At 46.4% G+C, this 15923-nt stretch carries 21 protein-coding genes; 10 read left to right on the forward strand and 11 right to left on the reverse strand.

Annotation, left to right across the window (positions count from 1 at the left end; all coding sequences use genetic code 11):
- The coding region (locus B7Y67_RS05070; protein ID WP_293597671.1) for a ferritin family protein at window positions 1-293 on the reverse strand (293 nt) is incomplete at its 3' end.
- A 93-nt stretch (window positions 294-386) separates the two neighbouring features.
- Between B7Y67_RS05070 and B7Y67_RS05075 the strand changes: the two genes are divergently transcribed.
- Entirely contained in the window at window positions 387-1334 is a 948-nt protein-coding gene (locus tag B7Y67_RS05075; protein WP_293597672.1) for a hydrogen peroxide-inducible genes activator, read from the forward strand.
- Window positions 1335-1402: 68 nt separating this feature from the next.
- On the forward strand, window positions 1403-2503 hold the full coding sequence (locus B7Y67_RS05080; protein ID WP_293597673.1) for an alkene reductase: 1101 nt from the start codon (window positions 1403-1405) through the stop codon (window positions 2501-2503).
- Between the two features lie 39 nt (window positions 2504-2542).
- Here the strand turns inward: B7Y67_RS05080 and B7Y67_RS05085 are convergent, their stop codons facing one another.
- From B7Y67_RS05085 to B7Y67_RS05100, 4 genes are all read right to left on the reverse strand, one after another.
- Window positions 2543-2692, reverse strand: coding sequence for a hypothetical protein (locus tag B7Y67_RS05085; RefSeq protein ID WP_293597674.1), 150 nt, complete (start codon window positions 2690-2692; stop codon window positions 2543-2545).
- A gap of 48 nt (window positions 2693-2740) precedes the next feature.
- On the reverse strand, window positions 2741-2932 hold the full coding sequence (locus tag B7Y67_RS05090; RefSeq protein WP_293597675.1) for a hypothetical protein: 192 nt from the start codon (window positions 2930-2932) through the stop codon (window positions 2741-2743).
- The gene (locus B7Y67_RS05095) at window positions 2929-3663 is read right to left on the reverse strand and encodes a hypothetical protein (protein ID WP_293597676.1); all 735 of its coding nucleotides are present in this window, start codon (window positions 3661-3663) and stop codon (window positions 2929-2931) included. Before B7Y67_RS05095 ends, B7Y67_RS05090 begins: the two co-directional genes overlap by 4 nt.
- Window positions 3664-3730: 67 nt before the next feature.
- Window positions 3731-4876, reverse strand: a complete 1146-nt coding sequence (locus B7Y67_RS05100; protein ID WP_293597677.1) for an alpha-hydroxy acid oxidase — start codon at window positions 4874-4876, stop codon at window positions 3731-3733.
- A 145-nt stretch (window positions 4877-5021) separates the two neighbouring features.
- Between B7Y67_RS05100 and B7Y67_RS05105 the strand changes: the two genes are divergently transcribed.
- Window positions 5022-5930 carry a DMT family transporter gene (locus B7Y67_RS05105; protein ID WP_293597678.1) on the forward strand — a complete coding sequence of 303 codons (909 nt, stop codon included), beginning with the start codon at window positions 5022-5024 and terminating at the stop codon, window positions 5928-5930.
- A gap of 104 nt (window positions 5931-6034) precedes the next feature.
- A complete protein-coding gene (locus tag B7Y67_RS05110; RefSeq protein ID WP_293597679.1) occupies window positions 6035-7183 on the forward strand; it encodes an aminotransferase class V-fold PLP-dependent enzyme in 1149 nt (382 codons plus the stop codon).
- A gap of 31 nt (window positions 7184-7214) precedes the next feature.
- On the opposite strand, the gene B7Y67_RS05115 is transcribed toward B7Y67_RS05110, so the two are convergent.
- Window positions 7215-7865, reverse strand: a complete 651-nt coding sequence (locus tag B7Y67_RS05115) for a heme-binding beta-barrel domain-containing protein (protein ID WP_293597680.1) — start codon at window positions 7863-7865, stop codon at window positions 7215-7217.
- A gap of 81 nt (window positions 7866-7946) precedes the next feature.
- Here B7Y67_RS05115 and B7Y67_RS05120 point away from each other — a divergent pair, with 81 nt between their 5' ends.
- Complete coding sequence (locus B7Y67_RS05120; protein WP_293597681.1) at window positions 7947-8231, forward strand: protein tyrosine phosphatase; 285 nt, start codon at window positions 7947-7949, stop codon at window positions 8229-8231.
- Between the two features lie 23 nt (window positions 8232-8254).
- On the opposite strand, the gene B7Y67_RS05125 is transcribed toward B7Y67_RS05120, so the two are convergent.
- Together B7Y67_RS05125 and B7Y67_RS05130 are read right to left on the reverse strand one after the other, a co-directional pair.
- On the reverse strand, window positions 8255-9235 hold the full coding sequence (locus B7Y67_RS05125; RefSeq protein ID WP_293597682.1) for a DMT family transporter: 981 nt from the start codon (window positions 9233-9235) through the stop codon (window positions 8255-8257).
- Between the two features lie 6 nt (window positions 9236-9241).
- Window positions 9242-10123, reverse strand: coding sequence for an NAD(P)H-hydrate dehydratase (locus B7Y67_RS05130; RefSeq protein WP_293597683.1), 882 nt, complete (start codon window positions 10121-10123; stop codon window positions 9242-9244).
- 62 nt (window positions 10124-10185) lie between these two features.
- Here B7Y67_RS05130 and B7Y67_RS05135 point away from each other — a divergent pair, with 62 nt between their 5' ends.
- Window positions 10186-11601: an MBL fold metallo-hydrolase RNA specificity domain-containing protein gene (locus tag B7Y67_RS05135; RefSeq protein WP_293597684.1), complete on the forward strand. Its 1416-nt coding sequence runs from the start codon at window positions 10186-10188 to the stop codon at window positions 11599-11601.
- A 95-nt stretch (window positions 11602-11696) separates the two neighbouring features.
- Here the strand turns inward: B7Y67_RS05135 and B7Y67_RS05140 are convergent, their stop codons facing one another.
- Window positions 11697-11897 carry a hypothetical protein gene (locus B7Y67_RS05140; RefSeq protein WP_293597685.1) on the reverse strand — a complete coding sequence of 67 codons (201 nt, stop codon included), beginning with the start codon at window positions 11895-11897 and terminating at the stop codon, window positions 11697-11699.
- Between the two features lie 197 nt (window positions 11898-12094).
- On the opposite strand from B7Y67_RS05140, the gene B7Y67_RS05145 reads away from it, so the two are divergent.
- From B7Y67_RS05145 to B7Y67_RS05155, 3 genes are read left to right on the forward strand one after another with little or no spacing between them, the layout of a single operon-like run.
- Window positions 12095-12952 carry an LOG family protein gene (locus B7Y67_RS05145; RefSeq protein WP_293597686.1) on the forward strand — a complete coding sequence of 286 codons (858 nt, stop codon included), beginning with the start codon at window positions 12095-12097 and terminating at the stop codon, window positions 12950-12952.
- Between the two features lie 27 nt (window positions 12953-12979).
- Complete coding sequence (locus tag B7Y67_RS05150; protein WP_293597687.1) at window positions 12980-13495, forward strand: hypothetical protein; 516 nt, start codon at window positions 12980-12982, stop codon at window positions 13493-13495.
- 3 nt (window positions 13496-13498) lie between these two features.
- Window positions 13499-14716 (forward strand): aminoacetone oxidase family FAD-binding enzyme, encoded by a 1218-nt coding sequence (locus tag B7Y67_RS05155; protein WP_293597688.1) that lies wholly within the window; start codon window positions 13499-13501, stop codon window positions 14714-14716.
- 24 nt (window positions 14717-14740) lie between these two features.
- On the opposite strand, the gene B7Y67_RS05160 is transcribed toward B7Y67_RS05155, so the two are convergent.
- Window positions 14741-15130 (reverse strand): group II truncated hemoglobin, encoded by a 390-nt coding sequence (locus tag B7Y67_RS05160; protein ID WP_293597689.1) that lies wholly within the window; start codon window positions 15128-15130, stop codon window positions 14741-14743.
- Window positions 15131-15245: 115 nt separating this feature from the next.
- Here B7Y67_RS05160 and B7Y67_RS05165 point away from each other — a divergent pair, with 115 nt between their 5' ends.
- Window positions 15246-15770, forward strand: coding sequence for a phasin family protein (locus B7Y67_RS05165; RefSeq protein ID WP_293597690.1), 525 nt, complete (start codon window positions 15246-15248; stop codon window positions 15768-15770).
- Window positions 15771-15843: 73 nt separating this feature from the next.
- Here the strand turns inward: B7Y67_RS05165 and B7Y67_RS05170 are convergent.
- Window positions 15844-15923 (reverse strand): IS3 family transposase (locus B7Y67_RS05170; protein ID WP_293597691.1); only part of this gene is annotated, 80 nt, incomplete at its 5' end.

A 15923-nucleotide genomic window follows, 5' to 3' on the forward strand; every position in this document is an offset into this window, starting at 1 on the left:
TCACCCTCGATTGCGATCTCTAAGGCGCGAGCTGGGGTAATCGTATTGGCAGGGTGGAGTAAGTCTAGGTGACCAAAGGCGTGCATGACTTCTTGATCAGCAGTTGCCTCAAAGATTTCAGCGGTTTCGATATCGCCGGCAGCGCGCGCTAATTTTGCAAAGTAGCGATATTTAATGTGTGCCATAGATTCACCTGCAAATGCAGACTCTAAGTTTTGGATGGTTTTAATTTCTGGACGTGCCATTTTTTCATTCCTTTTCATATTGATTTGTAAATGGTGCTTAAACACCATGGAATGAATTCTGAACCTCAAAAGATAATCAGTCCAATAAATAATAATGATATTATTTATCTAATAAATTGATTATAGGGACTTTTTGAAATCATGGCTGCTCTACCTTCATTACGTCAACTTCGTTATTTTGTAGCTATTGCTCAGGAGCTCAATTTCACTCGTGCTGCAGAGGCTTGCTTTGTAGGTCAATCTACCTTGAGTGCGGGCTTAAAAGAGCTTGAGGACGGTCTAGGAGTTCGCTTAGTGGAGCGAGATCGCCAAAATGTGGCCATCACCCCAATTGGCTTGGAAATTTTAGAGAGATCTAAGGCAATCTTGGCATCCTCTCAAGATCTGGTGGAATACGCCGACGCTGTTGGTAAGCCAATGGCTGGAACTATTCGGCTTGGTGTGATCCCAACGATTGCACCGTTCTTATTGCCTAACGTCATGCCTGATATTCGTACCCGTTTCCCCAGTCTCAAAATTGCCTTGAGAGAAGACCTGACGGCTAATCTGTTAACTAGACTGGCCGAGCATCAATTGGATTTCATTCTGATTGCTTTACCTTATGAAACCTCAGGCTTATTGGTTAAAGAGTTATTTGATGATGAGTTTTGGTTGGTTGCCCGAGAGGATGATCCAGCCCTGAAAGGGAAAGAAATTCAACTACCCGCAAAAATGGCCGAGAGACTATTGCTTTTAGAGGAAGGGCACTGCTTGCGTGAACACACACTGCAAGCCTGTAAGCGCTCAGATATTCGTAAGGCGGATGGAATGGAGGCGACCAGTTTGCTCACTCTGCTCCAGATGGTGGACTCTGGAATGGGGATAGCATTGCTTCCGGAGATGGCAGTGAGAGGCGGCTTGTTAAATGGCACCAGCTTAGAGGCTCGCCCACTGGCTCCCCCTGCACCAAAGCGGGTGATTGCTTTAGTGGCCCGCTCTTCTACTGCCCACTTAGAGGAGTTTCAGGCCTTCTCTGATTGCATACAAGCTCGCTTTAAGCGAGGTGCAAAGAGCGGGCGTGGGGCAGTTAAGGGTTTGCGCAAGGAGTAAGCAAGAAGTGATCTTTCTTGCTACAGTCAGCATTCAATAATTTTTATCAGTAAAACAGAAAGAGTCTCATGTCCGGAAAAGAAATCATGTTTACCCCCGTCAAGCTTGGCTCTATTGAGCTAAAGAACCGTCTTGTGATGGCGCCACTTACCAGAATGCGCGCTATTGAAGGGGATGTGCCAAATCCACTGGCAAAAACATATTATGAGCAAAGGGCGACTGCTGGTCTGATCATTAGTGAGGCCACACAAATCTCTCCGCTTGGAAAAGGCTATCCAGCAACTCCTGGAATTTATTCTGCTGAGCAAACTGCTGCATGGAAAGAGATTGTGGGTGCGGTACATGCCAAAGGCGGCAAGATGGTGGCTCAGCTATGGCATGTGGGTCGTATTTCTCATTCATCTTTGCACCCTGAGCAGGGTTTGCCGGAAGCGCCATCTGCAATTGCACCCGCTGGCCAAACGTATGGCGCCGATTGGAAGTTGCACGATTATGAAATTCCAAAGGCAATGACAACTGAAGATATTGCCGGGCTTCTCAAAGATTTTGAATTGGCTGCTGCCAATGCAAAAGCAGCCGGTTTTGATGGTGTGGAAATTCACTCTGCGAACGGTTACTTGCTAGATCAGTTCTTGCAAGATAAAACCAATCAACGCACTGATGGCTACGGTGGTTCAATCGAAAACCGTATTCGTTTATTGGGTGAGGTTGTTGAATCTGTTGCTAAGGTCTACCCAAGTGATCGTATCGGTGTGCGCCTATCACCATACGGTAGCTTTAATGATATGGCTGATAGCGATCCAGTCGCTTTGTTCACTGCGGTGATTCAAAAACTCAACAACTACAAGCTTTCCTATGTACATATGATTGAGCCACGCTCTACTAGTGCTGGTGGCAATGATCAAGTGAACGCAGGGGCACCGCTGACTTCAGAGATGTTCCGAGCAGTCTATCAAGGTCAATTTATTAGTGCCGGTGGATATGATCAAGCTATGGGCGAGGCTGTGCTTGAGGCTGGTTTAGCCGATGCAGTCGCCTATGGACGTTTGTATATTGCTAATCCAGATTTAGCGGAGCGTTTCCAGCAAGGCGCGGCTCTAAATGCTTATAACCGTGCAACGTTTTATGGTGGAGCAGAAGTAGGGTATACGGACTACCCAGCACTCTAATGTAAAGATCGATCAAGGCCTCTATCGAAAGATGGGGCCTTACTTTTTATCGTCAGGATCTTTTAAGAGGTCATAGTGGTTAGCCACGAGAAGCATAGCGATAGATGCACATCCCATCGCAAAGAATTCCCATTGATGAAGCATGGCTGTACCAGTGACGGTCATTAAGATGGTCCATCCAACTGCCATCTTAGCTTTTTTGCTTAAAGGTTTCATATATCGGAACTGAGGTAAAAATTATCTAATGGTAAGTCTAGCTCTAGCGCTCAACTCATTCGGGGTGCCGCGTTTATCAATCTGAGAAAGTCTGAGGGCTTCTTGTTCAAAATCAATTTGAGCCGGATGAAACTCCAGATTGCCAAGGTGAATGACATAGGTCCACACGAGCTCGCGACCCCTATCTTTATATACATCTACAACGCGCTTCATTTTGTAAGACCTATGGTGGGTATGGATCTCTGTGCAGAGTTCATATTGTGTTTTAAATTAATCAAATTTCGTGGATCTATACGGATAACGCCACCACGAGGGCTATCAATGTCTGCAATCAAAAAGAAGGAGGTGGAAATCATTGTTGGGAAAATCATAAAGAGGCCAACATTGCGTCTAAAGTTCCGTGCGCCAAAACCTACCAAGATATTGGCACCAACTGCGATTGCTGCCATCAGCCACCATGCAGCAGCGGGGATGCGATTCCACCAAGCTGCCTGAGTGTAGCCTTGGGTGTTAATGACATCATTCATTCCGGAGATCACTAGCGCAATAGTGGGAGTTGACTGTGTTCGTGCCACGGGGAGCAACTCATTCCACATCGCATTTTCAAGCGCAAGAGTACGCTGAGTAATTTGTTTTGCTGTCTCTCTATCTTGCTTAGAGTAAAACAAGATGCGCTGATCTAAGTATTCGTTGAGCAACCCTTTGATGCTCTGTGCAGTATTGCTGGGCAAAAGATCTGCTCGCAAGAATTCAGTCCCAATCGCATTTGCCTCAGCCTCTTCATAAGTCTGTCTCAAATCGTATCGCGCGATCGCCATTGAAAAGGTAAAGCCGATGATCAAGCCCAGCAAGGTTAGTGTTGCCGTCTGAATAATGCCTAAGTCCGCTGAGGTCTCGGTATCTTTAGTGCGGTATTTGCTCAGTACCGCATAGCCAAACCACACTGAGCCCGATAGGACTACAGCAGATATGAAAAAAACCAGTACGGGGTAATTGGCTAAGTGTGGAATATTAAAAAGTTCCCGGATACAAAATATCCTTAGTCACATTGTGAATGTCACGGTGACCTGTAAAGGCCATGGTGATATCCAATTCATTATGAATAATGTCTAGACATTTAGTAACACCAGCTTCGCCCATGGCACCCAAGCCATAGAGGAAGGGGCGACCAATCATCGTGCCACGTGCACCCAATGCCCAAGCCTTCAAAACATCCTGGCCTGACCGAATGCCGCCATCCATCCAAACCTCAATGTCTTTACCAACGGCATTGACGATGCCAGGCAATGCCTTGATGCTGGAAATAGCGCCATCTAATTGACGGCCGCCATGGTTCGAAACGATCAATGCATCTGCGCCAGAGTTTGCGGCAAAGCGGGCATCCTCTTCATCCAAGATGCCTTTGATAATTAACTTGCCACCCCACAGTTTTTTAATCCACTCCACATCATCCCAGCTGAGACCTGGATCAAACTGCTCAGCCGTCCAAGAGGAGAGGGAGGACATATTGCCAACACCAGTGGCGTGACCAACAATATTGCGAAAGGTTCTGCGCGGAGTCATAGCCATGCCCATGCACCAGCGTGGCTTGGTCATCATATTGATCATGTTGGCAATGGTTAGCTTTGGAGGGGCAGACAAACCATTTTTTAAATCTTTATGACGTTGACCGAGGATTTGTAAATCCAAAGTCAATACCAGCGCGGAACACTTTGCTGATTTGGCGCGCTCAATGAGACGCTCAATAAAGCCGCGGTCTTTCATGACATAGAGCTGAAACCAAAATGGTTTAGTGGTGCGCTCTGCTACATCTTCAATGGAGCAAATACTCATCGTGGAGAGGCAGAAAGGAACGCCAAATTTCTCTGCAGCACGGGCAGCCAAAATTTCACCGTCAGCATGTTGCATGCCAGTTAATCCAGTTGGTGCAAGTGCTACTGGCATTGCGACCTCTTGACCCACCATGGTTGTTTTGGTGGTGCGATTAGTCATATCTACGGCAACACGTTGACGTAATTTGATCTTCTGAAAATCGGATTCGTTGGCTCGGTAAGTAGATTCAGTCCATGAGCCAGAGTCGGCATAGTCATAGAACATCTTAGGGGTGCGTTTTTGATGCAGAACTCGTAAATCTTCAATATTGGTGATGATTGTCACTAAAACCCCTTTATGTGTTGCCAATGTCAGTATCTGACGCTAATTTAAGCTCTATCTTAGCAATACCGAGCATTTGTTTCTACAATGCTTAGGGAAAGTCCTTCTTAGGGCTCAAAATACCCATTTCTAGCCTAAATCCTCCCGAATGCCTCATATCCCTTTGTCCACTGTGTTTTATTTGTCACTGGCGACTGCCTTGTGGGCAGGTAATGCGATAGCCGGAAGGGTTCTGGTCGGTAGTATTTCACCGATCACCTTAAGTGCGGTTCGCTGGGGTTTAGCGGCTGTCCTATTGCTTCCTTTTGGATGGCAAATTTTTAAACCGGGTAGTTCACTTTGGCAAAACAAGGGTCGCTTCTTGGTGTTGGGACTCTTAGGGGTGGGCAGTTATAACGTCCTGCTTTATCTTGCCTTGCAAACCTCGACAGCGATTAACGTGACCCTGATCGGTGCCAGCATGCCCATTTGGATGCTTTTTATCGGCGCCGTCTTTTATAAGGTCAAGCCATCACTTTTGCAGCTCTTAGGGGCGGTGGTTTCTTTGGTCGGAGTAACTGTGGTCTTAACCCGCGGTGAGCCTGCCAGCCTCTTGAGCATGGAAGTGGTGATGGGTGATTTGCTCATCATGTTTGCCACAATCCTTTGGGCTTTTTATAGCTGGATGATTAGTCAACCTGGTAAGAGTAACGAGCGGCAGTGGCCTTGGGCTGAGTTCTTGATGGCCCAAGTATTGATCGGCTTCATGTGGACGATGTTGTTCGAGGGTGCGGAGATTGCTACTGGACACGCTTTTATTGATCTGAATTACTGGACTGGCTCATTGATCCTCTTTGTCGCAATTGGACCATCTTTGATTGCCTATCGTTGCTGGGGTTTAGGGGTCAATGGCGCTGGACCTACGGTAGCAGGGTTCTTTGCCAACCTGATTCCCTTATTCACAGCACTACTCTCAGCTGCTATCTTGGGGGACCCACCCCAGCTCTTCCACGGCCTTGCCTTTACTCTCATTGTATTTGGTATTCTGGTTTCTTCCGCAACGAAGAAATGCAGGTAACCCCCTTCATTTGCCCAAAAAGCCCGTTTTTAAGGGCTAAGTACCCAAACAGCGCTAAATCAGTATCATTTAGGGCTAATCACACGATTTACTAGGAAATTACTATGCCAGGTTTACTCCCGAATGTTGATCCAGACGGTCTTTTAGAGTTCTCAGTTGTTTATACCGATCGCTCACTAAACCACATGTCTGAAGAGTTCAAAAAAGTCATGGTGGATATTTCTGGCGTCCTCAAGGATGCTTATAACGCTAGCACTGCAGTCATTGTTCCTGGTAGCGGTACTTTTGGTATGGAAGCGGTTGCGCGTCAATTTGCTAATAATGAAAAGTGCCTGGTCTTACGTAACGGCTGGTTTAGTTACCGCTGGACTCAGATTTTTGATCTCGCCAACATTACCCAGGACATTACCGTTATCAAGGGTAAGCAATTGGAGAATGCAACGCAGGGTGTTTTTGCACCAGCGCCAATTGAAGAGGTGGTGGCTTTCATTAAGAAAGAAAAGCCTGCGGTTGTTTTCGCCCCTCACGTAGAAACTTCTGCCGGCATCATCTTGCCGGATGACTACCTTAAAGCTGTTGGTGAAGCTGTTCGCTCAGTCAATGGTTTATTTGTACTCGACTGCATCGCGTCAGGCGCAATGTGGGTGGACATGAAGGCTTGCAATGTAGATGTATTGATCACTGCGCCTCAAAAAGGTTGGAGTAGCTCACCTTGCTGTGCATTGATCGCCATGGGTGATAGAGCACGCGAGCGTATTGAATCTACTCAGAGCAGCAGCTTCTCAATGGATCTGAAGAAGTGGCTTCAAATTATGGAGGCCTATGAAAAGGGTGGTCATGTGTATCACACCACCATGCCTACAGATGCGCTCAAAATCTTACGCAATGTGATGAAAGAAACTCAGGCTCTAGGCTTTGCTGCGCTCAAGGCGAAGCAGCAAGAGTTGGGTGACAAGGTTCGTGCTTTATTGGTATCAAATGGCTATCACTCAGTTTCAGCAAAAGGCTTTCAGTCTCCTGGCGTAGTGGTGAGCTATACCAAAGATCCAGATATTCAATCAGGCAAGAAGTTTATTGCTCTCGGTTTGCAAACCGCTGCAGGCGTACCGCTGCAGTGTGATGAGCGTCCAGACTTCCGTACCTTCCGTATTGGTTTATTTGGCCTAGAGAAGTTGGCTCACGTTGATCGTGCAGTTGGTCATCTTGCAACAGCCCTAGAAAAGATTACTGAGACTGAAGCGCAGCCAGCTTAATTAGCATAAGTACTCAACTGAAAAGGCCGTCTTAGGACGGCTTTTTCATTACCTCAAGTGCAAGCGGGTTAGGCGTTGCTTCACCTACCTTAGTTAACACATTGGTATCGAGGTGATGAAAAGGTTCGGCCTGACCTTTAATCATCATTATCGTATCTTGTTCGTAAGACCAGGTGCCGTCCTCTAGGATCGTCACCATGATGCGGTATTCAATTGTCTTGAAGGCGTAGTCTAAAAAAGGGTTGGAAGAAATTCCGGCGGTCGGATCATCAATCTTGGCAACGCACTCAAACTGAGTTGCATTAGCGGACGCCTTTCCTGTCGCCATGGTAATCATGCCGCGGGGAATGGTGAGAGTGTGAATAATGGATCCGGTTGCAGGTTCCCAAAGCCAGTAGCCAACCTGATCATGATAAGTTTTGACTTGATCTGGTTTGGTGATATGCAAGTGATAGCGCAAGCCATAAAATAATTGCGGTCCATTGGTTTGTGGATCAATTGGCTGCATCTCAATGCGCTCGGTGTACACCTGCTTCTTTGGACCTTCAGCTTTGGGTTTGATATCCAAACCCCGTTGACCTTCCCAAATACCGGCAAGCCGGGTGAGGGGTCCCAGGTTTTCTAGGGTATTGATCGAGTATCCCTGAGGCTCTGTATAGATATCAGCAGGAAAAGAGTTCATAGGGACGCCTTGGTTAAATGAAGTATTTTTGACAGTTTATTGGGTATTATTAAAACATCTACAAATCCATTGGAGCCTTAAATGAAAACTCACTTTGCAAAACTGACTTTGGCTGTGCTCATTTCTACCTCAATTGGTTTGTCGCCTCTTACTGTGATGGCAGCAGATCCAGCTCCAGTAGGTACCCCTGCAGCTGCCCCTGCGGCAGTACCCGCAACTCCAGCTACGCCTGCCGCTCAGCCAGAGAAGGCTGCAAAAAAGACTGCTAAAAAGTCAAAGAAAGATAAAAAAGCAGAGAAGAAGTCTAAGAAAAAATCCAAAAAGAAAGCCAAGGCAGCTCAAGAGCCGGCAGCCACTCAGCAGTAAATTAGTAGCACTACACTGCGCCGCTAATTTAAGGGGTCAGATCCCTCAAGGTCTAAGGACTTTGTGGAATTGGGTCCCTTTTGCTTTCTAGGGGCATCGTTGCGTACCAGCAACCACATCGCCCCGATTACTAAACTCATTCCACTAAGCTGAATCCAGGTAATAGGTTCGGACAGTACGATCCAACCCATAAACAGTGTTGAGACAGGGCCTAGTATTCCAGCTTGAGCAACTAGTGGCGATCCAATGCGATTAATCGCAATCATGATTAATAACATCGGAATGACGGTACACAGGCTCGCGTTGAGAAGGCTGAGCCAGTAGATTTGCTGTACTTGCGTAAATACAGCCCTAGGATCGTAAATTAGAATTTGAATGACGCTCATCAGCGCTGATGCGGAGCTGGCATAGACCACCATGCGCACACTCCCCACACGCTTTACCATTTCACCAGATCCAATCATGTAGATTGCATATGAGCATGCGCTAGCAAAGATCAGCAACATCCCCAGAATAGCCATTGATCCAGTAGAGTTGGCATCTTGGATGAATACTACAATGACACCCAGGTAACCCACTACGAGTGCATACCATTGCAAGCGACTAATAGGTTTATTCAATACAAAATAAGAGATCAGCAGCACGATGGTTGGTGTGAGATACAGAACAATGCGCTCCAGCCCTACGGAGATATATTGCAAGCCCAGAAAGTCGAGATAACTAGAGAGAAAGTAGCCCATAAATCCCAAGACAAATACCTTGATTTGATCTTGCCATGTGAGCGGGCTCATCACCTGTCTGCGCGCCTGCCACCAATAAATTCCCCAAAAGAGGGGAAGGGCCATCAACATCCTCAAGGCAATTAGGGTCTCGGCATTTGCACCATAGCCAAAAGCGAGTTTGATCAGAATCGCTTTTCCGGAAAATAGTACGGAGCCAAGGCCGGCCATTAAAAGGCCGTAGATATAACGCCGATGATGAAGAATTCCGCTGGCTGATTGCATGCTGTTTTATAACAGCTTATTGAGAAGACTCCGCATCTCTAAGATGACCTCAGTTGGAGTAAGCCCAATGGGGCCAATTTGTTTGGCCACCAAGCTATCGGCTGCCGATGCGTGGAGCTGAACTCCAATGCAACTGGCTTCCCATAGGTTGATCCTGTGGCGTATGCCTTGAGCGGCGATTGCTGCAATAGTGCCAGTGAGGACATCACCCATCCCGCCGACGGCCATGCCAGGATTACCTTGCTTGCATTGCACTGCTTGCTGAAGGGGTGAAGCGATCAAAGTATGTTGACCCTTCAGAACGACGATGGAGTCAGTGAGTGTGACTAAGTCGGATAATGCGGCAAGACGATTTTCTTGAACAGCTGCTGCAGAAGTATTGAGAAGATTGGCTGCCTCTCCAGGATGTGGTGTGAGAACAGTCATGCCTGGAGACACTTTATTCCGCTGCTTGAGAAGTTCTAAATATTCAGGGGTATCGGCGATTAAATTGAGCGCATCTGCATCAATCACGAGTGGAATTTTTGGGTATCTCAATGCCGCAATCAGCCAATCTCTCGCAAGCTCAGAGAAACCCAGGCCTGGACCAATTGCTATGACATCGGGCGCGGTTGTATCTAATTGCTCTTGAGCATTAAAGCTGGCCAAGCGCACCATGAGTTCAGCCTGCTCTGGCATTGCGTGAGCGGCAGTTGGATCCAGCATTTCTAAGATGGTCCAACCAGCCCCTAAGTGAAGCGCAGCGCTGCCAGATAACATGAGGGCGCCTGCCATGCAGGGTGCGCCACCAACGAGCAACACTTTACCGGCATCCCCTTTATGTTCTGAGGGCTTTCGCTTGAGTCGAGTAATGAGCTCGAGTGATCTCAGTTCCTTGGGGGGGTTCATGTGAATAGTATCTCTCAGATGAGTGGCTTAACAATGTATTTTATCGGGAGTATGCTTAAGAAATGAAAATACAATTTCTTGGCGCAGCGGGTGAGGTGACGGGATCAAGACATTCTGTAGAAGCTAGCATTGGTGGGCGTGATGTGAGGTTCATGGTTGACTTTGGTATGTTCCAGGGCGGGCGTGAGGCTACAGCAAAGAATCTAGAGTCACTCCCGTTTTCACCCAAGGAAATTGCTTTCGTTGTACTCACGCATGCCCATATTGACCATAGCGGTCTCTTGCCGAGACTGTGCGCTCAAGGATTTACCGGTCCGATCTATTGCACAGATGCGACATTCGAGTTGCTGAAAATTATGTTGCCAGATAGCGCTCATCTGCAGCGTTCCGATGTGGAGCGTGCGGTACGTAGACAAAAGGCAGGTAAGTGGCGCGGAGACTTGCCAGTAGCCTTGTACTCCATGGAAGAAGCAGAGCTAGCTCTTGGGCAATGCGAGATACTGCCTTATGGAAAACATTTGGAGCTTAGCCAAGGAATTGATCTAGAGTTTCAGAATGCAGGCCATATTCTGGGATCGGCAATTGCGGTGATCGATATTACTGAAGACTATTCCAAGAAAAAGCGCTGTGTTTTCTCTGGTGATATTGGTATGAAGGGTAAGCTATTAATGCCTGATCCCACTCTGATCCCTCAAGCCGATCTCGTCGTAGTCGAGTCAACCTACGGTGATCGCCTGCATAAGACATTGGCGGATACCGAGACTGAATTAATCGAAGTGGTGACCAGCACCTTGAATGCCCATGGAAACATTGTCATTCCTGCATTTGCTGTGGGTCGGACGCAAGAGATGCTGTTTTTATTAATTGATTTGGTAAAGCGAAATTTATTACCCCATTTGAGTATTTGGGTAGATTCTCCGATGGCAACTGCGGCTACCCATTTAACCCAACGTTTCTTTGCCGAGCTGGATAAAGAGTCGCAGTCAACTTTTGAGTGGTTCAAAAAAAATCCAGGGGCAGTCGACCTGAGATTCATTGCGGACGTAGAAGAGTCTAAAGCGCTTAATAAGATCAAGGGTGGGGCAATTATTATTTCTGCGAGTGGCATGTGTGATGCTGGTCGTATTGTTCATCACCTACAGAATAATTTGCCTCGAGCACAAAATGCCATCGTGATTACTGGTTTTCAGGCGTATGGCAGCTTAGGTCGTCGCCTAGTAGATAAAGCAGCTAAAGTTCGCCTCTTCGGCGAAGAGGTTGTGGTGCGAGCATCCATTCATACTATTGGTGGATTGTCTGCCCATGCAGACCAAGCAGGTTTACTGGATTGGTTGCGAGGCTTTCATTCAGCACCCAAGTCAGTATTTGTAGTTCATGGAGAGCCTGAGGCGTCAGCTGTTTTGGCACAAGCTATTCGTGAAGAGCTGGAGTGGAAGAATGTGGTCATTCCAGAGCGTTTGCACAGCTACTCTTGTTAAGTCCTACTCAGTCACATTAGCGCCCCAAGCTAGATAATAAAAAATGGACGAAAAAAAACCGCGGCGAACCGCGGCGTTTTATTCTCAAGAAGAGATTATTTCTTAGCGTCAGCTGCTGGAGCTGCTGCTGGTGCAGCTGGGGCTGCAGGTGCATCTTTTTTAGCTTCTTCCATATGAGCTGCTTCAGCACCATGCTTTTCGCCACCCATATCAATGTCGCCGTCGCCTTTGATGAGCAAGTAAGCTGTGGCAGAAATTAATACTAGTACCATGATGATGATTGAACGGTTGCTCATTGCTTTTCCTTCGGTTTGGTTAATATTCCCCAATATTAACGCCTGAATTGCTGATGGTAAATCCAAATTAGCCCTAGATTTCAAATTAATGCAATATTCTAGGTGGTAATACTGAGTCTCATAAGGCTTGGATTGGCTTCAGTACTTAGCCAATATGCTCTAAATTGAAAATAGACTATTTAATAAAAGGTTGTGATATGAGTTGCAAGCTCCCCGTCAACAATTCCCAAACCATCACTGATTTTCTGAGCCTGCAAAAAGGTCAGTTAGCAGAAGGGAGCTCTGAGGACTCCTATCGGTTTGCGTTTGACGATCAAGCGTTTTTAGTTCGTCGGGAAACTTTAGGTTTGCGCTTCCAGCTTGAGCTATTAAAGCCCGAGATTTTATTGCATGAGCAAGGCATTGAGCACACCATTACGGTATTTGGTTCCACTCGGTTTGTGAGCTGTAAGGCAGCTCATGAGCTAGAAAAGAATGCCAAAACACCGGAGGCAATAGCCGAAGCTAAGCGAGCTTTGCTGCACTGTAAATACTACGATTCGGCCAGAGAGTTTGGTGCAATCGTGGCGGCCTACAATTCCACCCAATCTGAGACTCGCAATAAGCTGCATATCGCTACGGGCGGGGGCCCCGGAATTATGGAGGCTGCTAATCGAGGTGCGTTTGAGGCAGGGGATAAGACTATTGGTTTTAACATTAGCCTGCCTAGAGAGCAGCATCCCAATCCCTACCTCACTCCAGGCTTAAGTTTCCGTTTTCACTATTTCGCTATTCGCAAAATGCATTTCATGCTCAGGGCAAGATCAATTGTGGCCTACCCAGGAGGTTTTGGTTCCTTTGATGAGCTCTTTGAAGTGCTGACCTTAATGCAAACTAAAAAAGTGGAACGTTTTCCAGTCATCTTGGTCGGGAAGTCATTCTGGCAGGAGGTGATCAATTTCAAGCAGATGCTTGAGCATGGAGTGATAGATCAAGCTGATATGGATTTAATTCACTTTGTAGAAACTGCTGAGGAAGCTTGGAAAATCATTCGTGACTGGTATCAGCTGGCCTGAGAACTGTAAAATAAGACCATTAACACCATGACTATCGCCAACACAGTAACCCTCGGCTCTGAACTGGATTTACCAGCCTATTTATTTGGTATTGCGATGTTACTAGTTGTGATGCTGGTGCATGGACTTGCTTTGCTTCAAATTGCAAAGCGCTATGAGGTGAAGTCTTTTCTCTACCTTTCAGAGCATAAGTACTCTTCAGTAGCTTTTGTGTTTTATGTCAGCGTACTTTGTTTATTCTTGACGCATATTTTTGAGATCATCCTTTGGGGTATTTCGCTGCGAGCATTTAATCTTCTGCCCAATTTAGGTGAGAGTATTTTATTTAGTGGTAGCACCTATACCGCTATGGGTTTTATGGATGATCTGCTGCCAAGCGGCTGGAAAATGTTAGCAATCATCATTGCCTTCTCGGGCATGTTTGCTTTTGCTTGGACAGCCTCCGTCATGATCTCGATGACCAAGAATTTCCGTCAAGCTTATACCCGCCTCCATATGCAAAAACTCAATCTTCCAGGTGAAGTCATTGAGCGCTTTAAGTAAATCATGAGTAAAGTCTGGGATGCCATCATTATTGGTGGCGGGGCAGCTGGCCTGTTTTGTGCGGGAGTTGCTGGTCAATTGGGCAAAAAAATCTTAGTGCTAGATCACGCTGATATCTTGTGTGAAAAAATTCGGATTAGTGGTGGCGGTCGCTGTAACTTTACAAATTTGCATAGCAGCCCAGCTAACTTTCTTTCCCTCAACCCCCATTTTGTAAAAAGCGCCCTGGCTCGTTATTCTGCAAAGGATTTTGTCAAGCTAGTGCAGTCCTATCGCATTGCCTATCATGAGAAACATCAAGGGCAGTTATTTTGCGATGATTCAGCCAAGCAAATTATTGAGATGCTACTTGGAGAGTGCGCTAAGGGTCATGTTGATATTCGTCATCCAGTCAAGGTAGAGTCGATCTCCAATGAGGCGGGCGTGTGGATCGTTAAAACTAATGCTGGTATTGAACGTACAGCATCTTTAGTCATGGCAACTGGTGGTTTACCAGTTCCTGCAATTGGCGCAACAGCCTATTCTTTGGATATCGCCAAGCAATATGGATTGAAGGTAGTGGATCCACGACCTGCATTAGTGCCGCTGTCATTTACTTCTGGTGAGTTTGATAATCTGATTGAGTTGTCTGGTTTGAGTTTGCCAGTTCGTATTGCGGCTGGCTCAAAAGGCAATCGTTACGGTGCCTGCCGTTTCAACGAAGACTTGTTGCTGACCCATAAAGGTCTCTCAGGACCAGCAGTCTTACAGGCCAGCAGTTACTGGACTGAAGGCGAGGCGATTCATATTGATTGGCTTGGTGCTGTTGAAGCTCACGGCCAATTTAGCTGTGATGAACTGTTTAACAATGAAGATAACCGCCTCAAGTTAACTGAAAATATTTTGGCTTCGGTAATGCCATTGCGCTTAGCCAAAGCATTTGCAGAGCAGAAAAATCTCTTGGGTAAAAAGTGGGCTGAGGTTTCCAAGAAGGATCGTCAGGCACTCAAAGAGCTCATTACTAATTGGTCGGTAAAACCTGCAGGAACCTTGGGTTGGAAAAAGGCTGAAGTCATGTTGGGGGGTGTTGATACCAAAGAGCTTGATGGTCAAACCATGATGGCTCGCAATCATCCCGGCTTGTATTTCATCGGTGAGTGTGTCGATGTGACTGGGCACCTTGGGGGCCATAACTTCCAGTGGGCTTGGGCTAGCGGTTTTGCTTGTGCCCAATCTATCTAGAGGTTTTTAAAACCTATAGATGCATTAGTTTGGCTGATTTCTCATCCAGTCGGCAGTATTAAAAAAAGACTCCTCTAGCTGAGCGCCAATCTGTCCATCAATACCGCAGTCTTCCATGGCGCGATACATGCAGGCCAGCCATTGATTACGCTCCTTCAAGCCAATTCTGAAAGGTAGATGTCGTGCGCGTAGCATTGGGTGACCATACTTTGGGGAGTAGACATCTGGACCACCAAGCCACCCCGTTAAAAAAAGCTTCAGCTTCTCTCGAGAGCTTGATAGGTTCTGGGAATGCATAGCTCGCAACTCTGCGAAGGGCTCTTCTAGCGCCATCAAATCATAAAATCGGTCGACTAATTCCTCAACCTTTGCTGCGCCACCAATAATCTCGTATGGGTTTTTTCTTTCGCTCATGGCTTAATTTTAATGCCAATACAGCGGGGAATTGGCAAGTCTCTCATTTGGGTATAGAGTAGAAATATAGGCTTCAAATTAATCGGTTCATTTATTTAACTCAGGGAGAGATGTAATGGATAAGAAAGATATTCAAGCATGGCAACAAGAAAAGGCTAAGGAGTTATTTGCTTATTCCCATAAATTATTGGATGCTGCCAAAGATCTGAGTGCGCACCACCTCGAAGAAATTCAATGGGGAATGAAAAATGCCATGGAGAGCGCCAAGTCTGCAGCAAAAAATGACCTTACCAAGCTCAAAGAGCTTCAGGAGTCTGCAACCAAAGAAGCGGCAAAACGCGCGACGGTATATCAGAAGAAGGTGAAGTCTGTTCTGAAAGATATTGGGGATGATGCAGCCGACGGAACTGAAAAGCATTTAGAAAAAGTCCGCAGCTCTTTAGTAAGCTGGCTTGAAGATGTCGAGGACAAAATTCCAGGACATGCTGATAAGTTATCTAAGGTAGTTCATGAGATGTCTACAACTGGTCAAAAAATGTTCAAAGAGGGGCGAAAAATTGTGAACCAGGTTGCGGATGCTGCTGAGAAAAATATTGAAGAACTCAGAAAATCTTCAGAGTCAAAGACGAAATCTAAATAAGTCTACGATAACTAAAATGAGCTCCAAGAAGCCACCTAGTACTGAACTGACCCCCAAAAGTTGGACAGTTTAATTAGGTTAGCACGAGGGATTGAGTTCGGTAATTTACCGGGCTCAATCCCTTTAGTTTTTGTTTGATCCGATCATGGTTGT

The organism is Polynucleobacter sp. 35-46-11 (assembly GCF_002281105.1).

Bases quoted from the DNA above. Each gene is read 5' to 3' on its own strand.
- B7Y67_RS05075 (WP_293597672.1), top strand. From the start codon at position 387: ATGGCTGCTCTACCTTCATTACGTCAACTTCGTTATTTTGTAGCTATT.
- B7Y67_RS05080 (WP_293597673.1), top strand. From the start codon at position 1,403: ATGTCCGGAAAAGAAATCATGTTTACCCCCGTCAAGCTTGGCTCTATT.
- B7Y67_RS05085 (WP_293597674.1), bottom strand. From the start codon at position 2,692: ATGGCAGTTGGATGGACCATCTTAATGACCGTCACTGGTACAGCCATG.
- B7Y67_RS05090 (WP_293597675.1), bottom strand. From the start codon at position 2,932: ATGAAGCGCGTTGTAGATGTATATAAAGATAGGGGTCGCGAGCTCGTG.
- B7Y67_RS05105 (WP_293597678.1), top strand. From the start codon at position 5,022: ATGCCTCATATCCCTTTGTCCACTGTGTTTTATTTGTCACTGGCGACT.
- B7Y67_RS05110 (WP_293597679.1), top strand. From the start codon at position 6,035: ATGCCAGGTTTACTCCCGAATGTTGATCCAGACGGTCTTTTAGAGTTC.
- B7Y67_RS05115 (WP_293597680.1), bottom strand. From the start codon at position 7,865: ATGAACTCTTTTCCTGCTGATATCTATACAGAGCCTCAGGGATACTCG.
- B7Y67_RS05120 (WP_293597681.1), top strand. From the start codon at position 7,947: ATGAAAACTCACTTTGCAAAACTGACTTTGGCTGTGCTCATTTCTACC.
- B7Y67_RS05125 (WP_293597682.1), bottom strand. From the start codon at position 9,235: ATGCAATCAGCCAGCGGAATTCTTCATCATCGGCGTTATATCTACGGC.
- B7Y67_RS05130 (WP_293597683.1), bottom strand. From the start codon at position 10,123: ATGAACCCCCCCAAGGAACTGAGATCACTCGAGCTCATTACTCGACTC.
- B7Y67_RS05135 (WP_293597684.1), top strand. From the start codon at position 10,186: ATGAAAATACAATTTCTTGGCGCAGCGGGTGAGGTGACGGGATCAAGA.
- B7Y67_RS05140 (WP_293597685.1), bottom strand. From the start codon at position 11,897: ATGAGCAACCGTTCAATCATCATCATGGTACTAGTATTAATTTCTGCC.
- B7Y67_RS05145 (WP_293597686.1), top strand. From the start codon at position 12,095: ATGAGTTGCAAGCTCCCCGTCAACAATTCCCAAACCATCACTGATTTT.
- B7Y67_RS05150 (WP_293597687.1), top strand. From the start codon at position 12,980: ATGACTATCGCCAACACAGTAACCCTCGGCTCTGAACTGGATTTACCA.
- B7Y67_RS05155 (WP_293597688.1), top strand. From the start codon at position 13,499: ATGAGTAAAGTCTGGGATGCCATCATTATTGGTGGCGGGGCAGCTGGC.
- B7Y67_RS05160 (WP_293597689.1), bottom strand. From the start codon at position 15,130: ATGAGCGAAAGAAAAAACCCATACGAGATTATTGGTGGCGCAGCAAAG.
- B7Y67_RS05165 (WP_293597690.1), top strand. From the start codon at position 15,246: ATGGATAAGAAAGATATTCAAGCATGGCAACAAGAAAAGGCTAAGGAG.